The sequence below is a fragment of the Candidatus Poriferisodalis sp. genome (assembly GCF_965221945.1).
In the GTDB taxonomy this organism is placed as follows: Bacteria; Actinomycetota; Acidimicrobiia; order Acidimicrobiales; family Poriferisodalaceae; genus Poriferisodalis.
Genome location: NZ_OZ244925.1, coordinates 853,954 through 866,614, shown reverse-complemented (window position 1 = coordinate 866,614; position 12,661 = coordinate 853,954). Strand labels below are relative to the sequence as shown.

10 protein-coding genes are annotated in these 12,661 nt (G+C 67.7%); 5 read left to right on the top strand and 5 right to left on the bottom strand.

The annotated features are described in order from the left end of the window. Positions 1 to 5 precede the first annotated feature (5 nt). Positions 6 to 917 carry an MBL fold metallo-hydrolase gene (locus ACOQPH_RS04000; RefSeq protein WP_420623445.1) on the bottom strand — a complete coding sequence of 304 codons (912 nt, stop codon included), beginning with the start codon at positions 915 to 917 and terminating at the stop codon, positions 6 to 8. Between ACOQPH_RS04000 and modA the strand changes: the two genes are divergently transcribed. The 3 genes from modA to ACOQPH_RS03985 are packed head-to-tail and all read left to right on the top strand — an operon-like array spanning position 916 to position 3,829. Further along, complete coding sequence (gene modA / locus ACOQPH_RS03995; protein WP_420623444.1) at positions 916 to 1,815, top strand: molybdate ABC transporter substrate-binding protein; 900 nt, start codon at positions 916 to 918, stop codon at positions 1,813 to 1,815. The two genes, ACOQPH_RS04000 and modA, sit on opposite strands and share 2 nt — an antisense overlap. Then, positions 1,812 to 2,657, top strand: a complete 846-nt coding sequence (gene modB / locus ACOQPH_RS03990; RefSeq protein WP_419552753.1) for a molybdate ABC transporter permease subunit — start codon at positions 1,812 to 1,814, stop codon at positions 2,655 to 2,657. The genes modA and modB overlap by 4 nt, the downstream gene beginning before the upstream one ends. Then, on the top strand, positions 2,654 to 3,829 hold the full coding sequence (locus ACOQPH_RS03985) for an ABC transporter ATP-binding protein (protein ID WP_420623443.1): 1,176 nt from the start codon (positions 2,654 to 2,656) through the stop codon (positions 3,827 to 3,829). Before modB ends, ACOQPH_RS03985 begins: the two co-directional genes overlap by 4 nt. Here the strand turns inward: ACOQPH_RS03985 and ACOQPH_RS03980 are convergent, their stop codons facing one another. Next, on the bottom strand, positions 3,830 to 4,984 hold the full coding sequence (locus tag ACOQPH_RS03980) for an epimerase (protein ID WP_420623442.1): 1,155 nt from the start codon (positions 4,982 to 4,984) through the stop codon (positions 3,830 to 3,832). A 220-nt stretch (positions 4,985 to 5,204) separates the two neighbouring features. Between ACOQPH_RS03980 and ACOQPH_RS03975 the strand changes: the two genes are divergently transcribed. Next, positions 5,205 to 5,891, top strand: a complete 687-nt coding sequence (locus tag ACOQPH_RS03975) for a hypothetical protein (RefSeq protein ID WP_420623441.1) — start codon at positions 5,205 to 5,207, stop codon at positions 5,889 to 5,891. Positions 5,892 to 5,951: 60 nt separating this feature from the next. Here ACOQPH_RS03975 and ACOQPH_RS03970 read toward each other — a convergent pair whose 3' ends face one another. Further along, a complete protein-coding gene (locus ACOQPH_RS03970; protein WP_420623440.1) occupies positions 5,952 to 8,228 on the bottom strand; it encodes a N,N-dimethylformamidase beta subunit family domain-containing protein in 2,277 nt (758 codons plus the stop codon). Positions 8,229 to 8,273: 45 nt separating this feature from the next. Then, on the bottom strand, positions 8,274 to 8,681 hold the full coding sequence (locus ACOQPH_RS03965) for a rhodanese-like domain-containing protein (protein ID WP_420623439.1): 408 nt from the start codon (positions 8,679 to 8,681) through the stop codon (positions 8,274 to 8,276). A gap of 165 nt (positions 8,682 to 8,846) precedes the next feature. On the opposite strand from ACOQPH_RS03965, the gene ACOQPH_RS03960 reads away from it, so the two are divergent. Next, entirely contained in the window at positions 8,847 to 11,144 is a 2,298-nt protein-coding gene (locus tag ACOQPH_RS03960; protein WP_420623438.1) for a hydantoinase/oxoprolinase N-terminal domain-containing protein, read from the top strand. On the opposite strand, the gene ACOQPH_RS03955 is transcribed toward ACOQPH_RS03960, so the two are convergent. Further along, positions 11,138 to 12,658 (bottom strand): amidase, encoded by a 1,521-nt coding sequence (locus tag ACOQPH_RS03955; protein ID WP_420623437.1) that lies wholly within the window; start codon positions 12,656 to 12,658, stop codon positions 11,138 to 11,140. The two genes, ACOQPH_RS03960 and ACOQPH_RS03955, sit on opposite strands and share 7 nt — an antisense overlap. Positions 12,659 to 12,661: the final 3 nt, after the last annotated feature.

Genomic DNA, 12,661 nt, shown 5'->3' with positions numbered 1-12,661 from the left:
CTCGGCTACGACAGGATCTGCGTGGCCTCCATGTAGCCGGGCTCGAGGAACTCGACGCCGGGCGTGACGCGAGCCAGTTCGTCCGCGATGCTGGATGTGTCCGTGGGCACTGAGAACCCCGGCAGCCAGTTGTCGTGGTGACCGAGGATGATCTTGCGGGGCCGGAGTAGGTCGGCTTGACGGCCGATGAATTGGGCCAGCGAGCCCTGGATGGGCTCGCCGTCGATGTTTCCCCGGCCAGCCGCCGCGAGGATCGCCACATCAGGGCGAAGATCGTGCATCACCCCTGACCAGTGCCCCGAGGTGTCCTGGAACAGCACTGAGCCGTCGGGTGCCTCGATCAGGAACAGCAGCGCTCCCCCGTCGCCCCGATTGCTGTGACCGACTGCTGATGCCGCGATGTGCTCGCTCGTCGCTGGATCGACCTCGCTGGCCAGGTACTTCATCAACTGGGCGAAGCGCTCCTGCTGTTCCTGCCAGGTGACGCCCAGGTCACCGAGGCACACCTCGCCAGGTTGGTGCATCTGGGTGTGCGACCACACGCAGGAGTGCTGGCTCGGGTACACCGACACGCGTACACCGTTCCCCCGGTCCCCCCGGCTCAAGTCGACCGTCTCTCCACCGGCTACGCAGATCATCCGGTCTGCCGGGATGCCGGCTTCGGCCATGAGCCGCACTGACTCGTACGAAGCAACCAGCGTGGCGTCGGTGTTGGCAACGATCCGCTCAGCGCCATAGAGGTGGTCGAAGTGGGAATGGCCCACGAGTACCCAGTCAGCCTCGGTGACATCGTCTGCCCGCAGGCCGGGTCCAACGGCGTTTTGTGCCCGGTCGATATAGGCATCCAGAAAGATGGTGAGACCTGCGGTGCGCAGCCGGAATGTCGCGCACCCGTACCAATCGAGCGTCGTGGCCATGGCCGGAACCATACGCCCGGGCTCAATCGCTCCGCGGGCCGGGCACACTGGCGCGACTATGGGTGGCTGCCGCAGCGAGAAACGCCGGGCTTCTACCCGCGTCGGTGCTGCGCTGGCGTTGCTGACCATGGCGACGCTGCCGTTCGTGGCCGGATGCATGTCGAGTCGTGACAGCGAATCGGCCAGATCCCCAGACGCGGCACTCGACGGCAGCCTGCATGTCCTCGTTGCCGCCTCATTGCTGCCGGTTGCCGAGATGCTCGCCGGCGACTTCGAACAGCTCCACCCAGGCGTGGACGTGCTGATCGCGGGGGCAGGAAGTTCAGCGCTGCGCGAACAGGTACTCGCCGGCGCACCGGCCGACGTGTTCATCCCCGCTGACCCTGTCCATCTCGACACCATCCGCGACGAAGTCGGGTTGGCGAGCGCACCCGTCGTGGTGGCCCGAAACTCGCTGGTGCTGGCAGTACCGGCGGGCAACGACGCCGGTGTGACGTCGCTCACCGACCTGGCCCGGCCCGAGCTGCTGATCGGGCTGTGCGCGGCCGAGGTTCCCTGCGGCGCTCTGGCCCGAACAGGCTTGGCTCAGGCCGGGATCGAACCGGTCCCGGACACCGATGAGCCGAACGTACGCGCCCTGATCACCAAGCTGGCCGCCGGTGAACTCGACGCCGCCGTGGTGTATGCCAGCGACACTGCCCCGAACGCGGGAGTTGGCTCGCAGAACGGTTCCATCGTGAGTCTGGGCTGGACCGCCGGTACAGCGCCTCGAACGTCATACGCTGCCGCAGTGCTGGCCGATGCGCCAAATCGTGCAGCGGCCGAAGCGTTTGTGAAGCACCTGCGGACGAGTTCGGCGCGTGGTGCGTTTTCTGACCACGGATTCGGCGCGCCATGACCGACGGAACGACTCCTGTGAGTAGTGGCCGCTCCGACGGACGAGTGATGCGCCGGACGCAGCGGGACCTGCCGCCGTGGCCCGTGGCAATTCTGGCGACCGTCGGCGTCGTGCTGTTCGCCCTGCCCGTTGTTGGGTTGGCAGCGCGCACACCGTGGACCGGGCTCTGGACGCACCTGTCGAGCCGCTTCGTGGTGGACGCCGCAGTGCTCTCGGTGGTGTCGTCTGTTGCCGCCGCGATCGTCGCAGCCGCGGTCGGCGTTCCCTTGGCGTGGGTGTTGGCGCGGGTGTCCTTCCGGGGCCGCTCGGTGGTTCGAGCACTCGTGACGCTGCCGATGGTGCTGCCACCGGTCGTCGGCGGCGCAGCGTTGCTGTTCGCGCTCGGACGCCGGGGCGTCGTCGGCGGACCACTGCACGACGCCACCGGGTTGCTGCTGCCGTACTCGATCTGGGGTGTCATCCTGGCGAATGCGTTCGTCGCCACACCGCTCGTGATCCTCACCGTCGAAGGGGCGCTGCGGAATCTCGACCGGCGCTATGAGGCCGCTTCTGCCACGCTCGGAGCGTCGCGGCTGCGCACGCTGTGGCGGGTCACGCTGCCGATGATCGGACCGGCACTGGGTGTTGCTGTCGTGGTGGCGTGGGCTCGGGCCCTCGGTGAGTTCGGTGCGACGGTGACATTTGCGGGCAATCTGGGGGGACGCACCCAGACGCTGCCGCTCGCCGTGTTCGTGGCGCTCGAAGCGGACCGTGACGCCGCCGTTGCCATCAGCTTGGTGCTGGTTGCCCTGTCGCTGGGTTTGCTGATCGCCCTGCGGGACCGTTGGTGGCCGAGCCGATGACTCCCGCAGCACGCAACACAGCCGACGGCGCTCTCGATGCCGACATCGGGCTGCGGCGGGGTGATTTCGAGCTGGATGTCTCGCTGCGCGTCGAAGTCGGCGAGACGGCGGCGCTGCTGGGACCGAACGGCGCCGGCAAATCCACGATTGTGGCGGCGCTCGCCGGACTGCTACCGCTCGAAGGCGGCGGCATCCACCTCGCCGGCCGCGTCCTCGACGACCCGGCGGCCGACGTCTTCGTCCCGCCCGAACAACGTCACATTGGCGTCGTGTTCCAAGACCAAGTCCTGTTCCGACATCTCAGCGCGCTCGACAACGTCGCCTTCGGCTTGACCGCTCGCGGGATGCGCCGGGCCGAGGCGCGCGAACAGGCACAAGCGTGGCTCGGTGCAATGGACCTCGGCGACCTTGCCCACCGCCGGCCCAAAGCGCTGTCGGGCGGCCAGCGCCAGCGGGTCGCACTGGCCCGAGCGCTCGCATGCCAACCCGACCTGCTGCTTGCGGACGAGCCGCTCGGATCGCTGGACGTCACCGCACGCAATCGCCTCCGGCGCAATCTGGCAGCACACCTCAGCAGCGGTCGCAACGGCGGCAGCGTGACACCGGTACCGCTGCAAGGCGCCGGGAACGTGCCCCGATTGCTCATCACTCACGACCCCACCGATGCATTTGTCCTGGCCGACCGGGTGCACATCCTTGAGGACGGTCGCCTCACCCAGTCGGGCACGCCCGAAGAGTTGCGACGGGCACCTGCGACGCCATACGCGGCCGACCTGTCAGGCATCAACCTGGTGCGAGGCACGGCGCAGGGCGGGGAGGTCACCGTGACGCCCGATGACCCCTCGACGGCGGGTCAGAGCCGCAGGCCAGCCACCGTGCTGCACGCCGCCGACACAACAGCGAACGGGCCGGTCCTGGCAACGATTCACCCGCGGGCGATCGCACTGCATCGCGAGCGACCCAGCGGCAGCCCGCGCAACGTGTGGCGCACGACCGCGGACGCCGTCGAGCCGCTGGGAGACATCACCCGCGTGTTGCTCGGAGCGCCGCTGCCGCTCACCGCCGACATCACGCCCGGCGCGGCCCACGAACTGCTGATCCGGCCCGGCACCGCCCTGTGGGTCTCGGTCAAAGCCACCGAGGTCGAACTGGCGCCCGACAGCCGCGACTAGTCAGCCGGAGCGGCTGACGGAAGTCCACCCCTTGTCGGCGCCGGGGCGATCGTCGAAGGCGGCGCTATAGCGGTCGACGAACCCGGGGTCGGCAGCTGCGGCGACGGTCGCCATGTCGGCATCGGTCATCGCAGACTGCCATGCCTCAATGAGTTGGTCTTCGGCCCCGTAGTCGAACCGATCGCCGATCGAACGTTCCATGGCACTGCCCGGCGCAGGGTGGTTGGCCTCGTCGGACAACCAGCGCGCAGTCTCAGCGAGACCTTCGACTGGGTCGATGACGTCGCGGTAACCGAGCTGATACATCGCCTTGTCGCACCCGATCATCCGATGATGCGGGGTGCTGCGCAACGTCAGATGATGGCCGACGGCTGCATATTCCCAGGGAATCGACACGATCTCAAAGGTGTGATCCAGCGCGGCAGCGAGAATCTCCACCCATTGGATGAGCGTGGGCGTCCATTCGTCGGCAACGTTGTACGCCTCGCCAGCCGAACGCGCTCCGCCGTCAACGGTGGCTAACAGCATCGCTGCGGCATTGCGCGCGTGCGCCTGTCCTTGCAGGGTCGTGCCGCCATCGGGCAGCACGATGTGCTCCCGCCCGTCGAGAACGCGCCGCACGATCTTCCACTCGCGCGGGCTGATCTGTCCGGGCCCGTAGATCCAGGGGTACCGCAGGTGCGAGGCGGTGGGATGCTGCGCGAACACGACCTGCTCGGTCACGGCGATCTGGCGGACCTTGCGATTCACGCGGAACTCAGGCGGCTCGTCGGAAACCAGCCGATCATGCTCGCGGGTGGGAGCGCGCATCCCGGCAGGCCAGAGCGCATCGGCATCGCCCCAGCCCGAGTACACGGGGAACCCGCCGACGCTGACGAACTTGCTCACGCGCCCCGCCAGCACCTTGGCGATCTCCCGCAATCGCCCGTACATGACCGCGGCCAAGTCGTACTCCGCTGCACCCAGTGCGCCGGCGAATTGATCGGCGTCGAACGGGTCGGTATGGATGTGCTCGACAAGGTCGGTGATCTCGTCGACCTCGTGACGACCCGTGTGCAAGATCGTGACCCGGTAGTCACGTTCGAGCAAGCCCTTCACCACGTGCGGTCCGGTGGGACCGGTGCCGCCGACCACCAACGCCGTTCGTTCGCTCACGCCTTGACCTCCGTCTCACCCGTCGCCCGGCACCCGGACCGTGAGACGGCCCCACAGTCGATGTCGCTCGGGAAATGCCAATGTCCTGGCGACATTACGGCCCTGCCTGCGCAGCTCGCACCGAGACGCCCGCTGCGTCAATCGTGACGTTCCGTGATGCTCGCACCGTTCGCCGGTACGCTCCCGCAACGATGAACGCGAGTGTCAGCGGAACCGGGTCATGATCGAGTACAGGCGCGGTACTCGGGTAGTAGTGACCGAGGACATCTCGGGCGTCCCCGAAGGCACTGCAGGCAAATGCGGACGCGGTATCGGCTTCGCCATCAAGCGTTACCGCGTGCGCTTCGACAATGACGTCGAGGCCATATCTGTTGCGCACAGCAAGCTCGTGCCCGAGGGCGAATGGTCACAGTTCCTCGCCAAGCGGGCGCGTGCAGAGATCGAAGCAGCAACCGAGCGCGCCCGGATTGCCGAGGCCCGTGCCGAGGCCGCCGAATCGCGCGGACTGCCCGCCCCAAGCGCAGAAGCACCGGCCACAGAGACTGCCCCCGAACCAGCACCCGCTGCAGAAGCCTCCGGGAGCGACGAAGCCGGAGATCCCCGCTTGGCGGCTCTGCTCTCCCGTTCCAAGTCGGCACGTGCTGAAACCGGCGTCCCCGCTCCGGAGAGTCCAGCGCCTGCAGCCTCGGAACCGGCAGCCGCCCAGCCGGCTCCCGCACCGGTCGCCGAGGGTTCACCAGAGCCCGCCACAACTGCGCCTGCCCAGCGAGCTCGCACCGCAGCTCCGTCAGGCCCCGAACGCGCCGAGATTCCCGAATTCGTGCCTGGCCCCGAGGTCGATGCCGACTACACGCCTGCCGCGAACCGAGTCAGCGAGCTGCTGGGGCAAGTCCGCAAAGACGACTGAGCGGCAAACAGGCCCACACACACGAGGACCTGAACGCCCCAAGCGGCACAGCGAGAAACTTCAGTCAACGCCTGGCAGCGGGAACGGCTCGGGGTCTGCGAACCGTCGCACAACGTTGGCCGTGATGCGCGCGATGTCGTTGTCGTATCCGTCGCGCGCCAGCGCGCCGAACCACGAGATCGAACCCACAGAGAACACCGCCCCGCCATTGGGCGTCTCGTAGAACACCATGTCCGCGCGCACATATGGATCGGGCGTGGGAAAGAACACCGAGCCTTCGAACTCTTCTTTGGTCCGCAGCATGTCGGGCCCGAACGTGGTTGCCGAAGCCAGCACCACAGCATGGTCGGGCGATCCGAGGCGGAGGTCGTAGCGGTCGACCTCCTGGCCGGCAGCGCCACCGCCGAGTCCTGACGTGCCGATGCGCTCGCCGGGCACCCCTTCGAGGATCCACACAGCTCGGGAGCTGTCGGCGTGGGGATCTCGGACAAAATAGGTGGCCTTCTCGAAGCCTTGGGCGGCGAACCCGATGCCGCAGATTTCGTTCGGCGCCCGGCCTTGCCGACGCCACAGCCCGCCGTACTCACCACCCCAGGCGTGGTAGCTCTCCCCCGGCCCGGTCTGCCAATTCCGCACCCCGTCCTCTGCCCGGCGTAGCTCGATGGCACCCGGCCAGTCGTCACTGAATGCCACCCGCCAATAGAAGCCATTGCCGCCGAGGTACATGAGCCGGCCGCCTTCGCGCTGCCAGTCCGCGAGCGCGTCCAGCATGGGGGTCGACCAGTACTCGGGGTGGCTGCCGGTGACGAGCACTCGGTACGGCACGATGGCTGCGAGACCTTCGAAGTGCAGATCCTCGTCGGTGACGATGTCGTGACCGACTTCAAGATGTTCGAGGAAGGCGTTGATGTCGGTGTCGGGCGTGAAGTTCCAGCCGTCGGCCCCTGGGCGGAGATTCAGCACCGGCCGCCGGCGCGAGTTGAACATCACGCCGCTTCGATCAGGGTGCTTCTCGTAGTGGCTGCGTCCCAGTTCGGGATGGTCGCGGATGTACGCATGCTCAGGCCGCAGGCGTGTCTTGGTCGGGATGAAATCGGCGCCCTCGAACAGCATCCGGTGGTTGGCGTAGGCCATGTAGGTGGCCGTGGGCATGAGCAGTGCCACATCGGCGGTCGGGGCGCCTGCGGCGGGCCGGACGAAGAACGGCACCCGGTCCTCTCCGGCGGCACCGCTCACTCGGAATGCGTAGATGCCGCTCGGCAGATCGTCGGGCAACGCTGCGGTGACCGTGGTCTCCCACCCGGCGTCGTACAGGTCATCGTGGTGGAAATGGATTGCGTCGAAATGCGCCGGGTTGTCGATCCAGCGGTGTGCCGAGCCGTCCCATGCCGGTCCCGTGATGGCCCGCGTCGGCAGCTGGTGCAGCACGACTGGCCCACAGTTCGGGTTGCTCGCGGGAACTCGACGCCCTGCCATGTCGGAGGCCAGATCCCACGATGCCGAGAAATCACCGGACCGCAGGTTCGGCCGTGCGATGCGGCCGTCGAACCGTTCGCCTCCGGGGCCCGCGCCCAGCCACAATTCGACCGGAGCCAGTACACCTGCGCCGACTGGCGCCCCCGGCGTGGCTGAGACTCGGACCGCGTGCCGAACACGGTCGTCGCCCCCCGAAGCGTCGAGTTCGGCTTCCAGTTCCACAAACGTCATGTCACTCAGCCGGCTTGCCTCGACGGCATCGCTCCCTGGCGATTCGGAGCGCGCCGTGACCAGGGCCGCGCTTAGCGTTCCAGTCTCGACATCGAGCTCGACATCGAGCAGGTACCACCGGTTGCAGGTCAACGGAAGCTCGTCAACCGTCACTCGCGTCTCGGTGCCAGCCGCCGAGGTCGATGCGACGGCGCGCCCGTCCACGAGGTCGAGCCGCAATGCCTCGAACTCCGATGAGTCCCTCGGCGCGTCAGACGAGCGCGCGGTCAGCGTCACGATGCGCGCCGGCCGATCGAGCAGGGTTGGCATCACCCAGACCCGTAGTCCAAGGCGCTTCGCGCTCGGCACCCCATCCACAGATGCGACCCCATGCGAGCCAGGGGTGAGCGGCTGCTCGTCGAGCTCAACCGGCCAGTTGTCGATCGCATCGACGGGACGTTCTTCAAAACCTGGGCCGTAGCGGGTCGGATCACCACAGACGATCCTGGTGACATCGACCACAGCAGGGCCTGGCCGGTGAGTCGATGCCAACAGGTGGATGCTCTCGCCGGCGCGCAATGTCCATGGTTCGCAATAGCCGACGATCTGCTTGGACGGACCGGCGGCGTCGGACGCGGTGGACTCAGTCACAGCGACGCGCTGAGACTGTTCGTCGGGCTCAGACGGGTGCCGAGATCAGCGCTGCGACCTGAACGTGTCGTAGTCGGTCACCGGCATGCCGTCGGCACGCCAGCCGCCGAAGCCGGTCATCACATGGCTGACCCGGGGAACGCCCATGTCGCCCATCGTGTCAGCGGACAGGGCCGAGCGGGCGCCTCCGGCGCAGCACAGGATGAACTCGCGATCCTCGGTGAAGACCTCTTTGGTGTAGGGCGAATCGGGCGAGACCCAGAACTCGAGCATGCCTCGGGGCGTGTGCATCGAGCCCGGAATGGCGCCATCACGCTGCAGTTCGCGCACGTCACGGATGTCCACGATCAGCGCTCCCTGCTCGGTGACCCGTCGGTGCGCCTCCTCCGGCGAGATGTTGTCGATACGGGTCTTGGCCTCCGCGACCATCTCGTTGACTGACTTGACGCCCATCGGTTCCTCCTTGCGGCGCTGCATTCGGGTTCAGCCGGCGGCCATCGTTGCACCGCAGCGAAAGCAACGGGCGCCGTGCATGCAGTCTCACCGACGCGGGCGCCCGAGTCCACTCGACCGGGCGGTCAGCACTCCCGAAGGGTTCGCGCTGGCACACTTGCGGCGGTGACAGAGCCGCTCCGAACGCCGCCAGGCCGCTTCTGTATGGGCGTTGACACCGGCGGCACGTTTACCGACGCGGTCGTCTATGACCACAACACGGATCGGGTGGTCGCGGCAGCCAAGACGCCGACCAGCCATGAGGACTTGTACGGCTGCGTCGTGGCGGCGATGACGAATGTGCTCGCCAGCAGCCACGTCAGCGCAAGCGACATCGGACTTGTGGCGGTCTCGACGACGCTGGCGACCAACGCATTGGTCGAGGGCGCTGGACGACCTGCCGGCCTGGTGGCCATCGGGTTCGAGCCCGAAGCGCTGACTCGCGTCGGACTGCGCCCCGGCACTGCAACCGGCACGAGCGAGGATCTGAATTCACGAGCAGACACCTCTCCCGCCGAGGGCGGGCGCGATCGGCCGACCAGCGACCTCGCGACAGCTCCAGTCGTGATCGTGGGAGGCGGGCACAGCGCCCACGGTGACGAGCGCGACCCGCTCGACCTCGGCGAGCTCACACGAGCCATCGACCGAATCGACGCTTCTGTCGAGGCATATGCCGTCGCAGCTCAGTTCAGCGTCCGCAATGCCGCACACGAACTCTCCGCACGGGACGCGATCCGCGAACGCACTGGCAAACCTGTGACCTGCAGTCACGAGCTGTCGCCGCGGCTGGGCGGTCCGCGACGAGCGGTCACGACCCTCCTCAACGCGCAACTCATCTCGGTGACTGCCCGCTTCACCGAAGCAATCCGTGCCGCCATGGGATCACTCGGGCTCGACGCACGGCTGATGATCGTTCGGGGCGATGGCTCGCTCGTCTCGGCCGAGTTCGTGGCACAGCGGCCGATCGAGACGGTGTTGTCGGGGCCTGCGGCCAGCGTGATCGGTGCCCGCCACCTCGCCGCATCGTCTGCGACGGATGCAGATGCACTCGACGCGGGCTGCCTTGTCGTCGACATCGGCGGCACGACGACTGACATCGCAGCGATCCGCAACGGCGCGGTCGTCCCTGCTGACGGCGGCACTGCAACGGTCGGCGGTCACGCCACGATGGTCACGGCACTCCCGACGATGACCGTGGGCCTTGGCGGCGACAGCGAGATCAGCATTCCTCCCGACGGAGTCCTCGGCGAACTGGCCGTTGGTCCTCGCAGAGTGGTGCCGCTGTGTGTGGCAGCGCGACGGCACCCCGACGCGGTGCTGCCGATACTGCAACGTCAGCTTGAGTCCAAACGTCCCCTTGCAGAGTTCGGGGAGGTGCTGTTGCGGGCCGCGATCCCTGCGTCGACTGAGCACCTCGACGGTCTCGAGAACGAGGTGCTGCAGCTCGTCGATAGCGCCGGCGGCGCGCTGCCCTTGGAGAACCTGAAACGGTCGGCCCGCTGGCGCAGTGCCGTGGGAAGGCTTGAGCGCCGCGGCATGGTGCGACGCGCTGCATTGACGCCGACTGACGCCTGCGTCGTTCTCGGGTTGGTCGATGCCGAATCGGTGGGCGATGCGGCCGCGGCCCACGCAGGAGCAGAGCTGTTCAGCCGCCAGCGCGACCGCTACGGCGTCAACGTCGGTACCGGCGCCGCCGACCTGTCCCGCCGCGTGATGCGCTCCGCGCTGCGAGGCGCCGCTGAAGCGCTGCTCAGCGTCGCGCTCGGTGCGGACGGCATTGCCCCTGGCGAAACCAGGCGACCGCTTGCGCAAGCAGCTCTCGACCGCCGGCATCGCGACCTCGGGCGAACTACCGCCAGCGAAACCGGCAGCACTCACGGTGATCGCTCAGCCAACCCGCTGTGGGGCTTGCTCGAGCCCAGCGAGCAGCCGGGCGTGCCGGTCGCAGGCGATGTGGCATCGATTCCGGCTGATCCAACACCGCTCGCCCACCTCGGCGCAGGTGTCGCATCGCCAATCGTTGCCATCGGAGCCCCCGCCCCCACCTATGCCCCGCTTGTTGCGGCACTGCTCGGCACCACTGCTGTGGTTCCAGCGCATGCCGAAGTGGCCAATGCAGTCGGTGCAGCTGTGGCCCGGGTCCGCATCACGAAACAGATCACCGTGACCGCGCCCCGTCGCGGCAGCTACCGGGCACATTGGGGCGACGATCCGCCGGTGTGGCACAACCTCGACGAAGCCCGCGAGTGGGCGACGACCCAAGCAACCGAAGCCGCCCAAGCCGAAGCCGCCGCAGCCGGCGCCCACAACGCCGAGGTCACCGTCAACTGGACCACCCGCACGGCCCCCAGCAACGGTCGTGAGCTGTTCGTCGAAGCCACCCTCACGGTCACCGCCGCCGGTCGCCCCGGCAGTAACTATTGAGCCAGCGAAGAAGCGTGCACCAGCCGTCCCTCGGTTCGGCAAGCGGTCTGCACCGTGCCAAGCCAATCCACATCGGGTACCGGCCGAGCGGTAACCGGATCGTCGGCGAACACGGCTTCGATCGCCGCGGCCATCCCGAGCAACTGCCGGTCGCTGTAGCTCGGACCCACAAGCTGCAGTCCGAACGGCGTGCCCTGGCCGTCGAGTCCGCAGGGCAAGGCTGTGGTGGGATGGCCGACCACGGTGAGCGCCGCCGACAGTCCCAGCCATGCCATGTAGTTGCGAACAGGTCGCCCGTCGATCTCAGCGGGATACAGCTGGTGCCAGTCAAAAGGCGGCACGCTCACGCCGGGGCAGATCAGCACGTCAAGGGTGTCGAACAACGCGTCAGTGGCCCGGTACAGCTCTACCTGCCGCCTCCGCGCCTTTGCGATGTCCAGCACCGTCGTACGCAAGGCTTCGTCGTAAGTGGCGCGGATGTTGGGGTTGAAGCCGCCGTCGGGCCCGGCGGCGTCGGGATCGAAACGGTGGATGCTGCGGTGGTAGTTGGTGGCGAAGATGTCCGACCGGAGCTGCCAGTCCACTTCGAGCGCATCGCTGAGGTCGAGGGCGGCCTCTGACACCGAGCCGACGATGCCGCTCAGCCGCTCGACACGGTCGGCGAACACGGAACGGACAGCCTGAGAGACCAGCAGGCCACCCAAGTCGGCGCTGACGCCCACACGCAGCGATGCCACATCGACCACAGAGAGGTCTGCGAACTCCCCAGCGTTCAACGGGAACGCCATGGGATCACGGCGTGCCGCACGGTCGCGGCCCGCCACCACCGACAGCAACAACGCCACATCAGCGACGGTGCGGGCCATCGGACCCTGCACGCTGTAGTTGGTACGCCCAATCGTGCGCTCGTCGTGTGCAACCGTGCCAGGCGTGGAGCGATGAGCGGCCACACCGCAGTACGAGGCCGGGATGCGCAGGCTGCCGCCATGGTCAGATCCGGTAGCCAACGGCGCCATCCCGCACGACAGCGCGACAGCGGAACCGCCCGAGCTGCCCCCACAGGTCCGTGAGGGATCGAACGGATTGCCGGTGGCGCCGAAGAGCCGGTTCACGGTGTTCGCGCCGATGCTGAGCTCAGGCGTGTTCGTCTTGCCGATGATGACGGCGTCGGCGGCCCGGACCCGCGCCACGATGCCGTCGTCGGCGATTGGCACATTGTCTGCGAAAGGCACAGCGCCAAAGGTCGTGGTCAAACCTGCGGTGGCCTGGATGTCCTTGATCGCCACCGGCAGGCCCGCCAGCGGCCCCAATTCGTCGCCGCGGGCGCGGGCGTCGTCGATTGCACGAGCCGTTGCTCGCGCTGCGTCGTCATCGCGGTTGACGAGCGCATTCACCGCCTCGTTGGTCGCATCGGCCCGTGCAAGACACGACTCCAGCAGTTCGACGGCCGACAGCTCGGCGGTTGCCATCAACTGCCGTGCCTGGGTCGCGGTGAGATCGCAGGGTTCACCCATCCC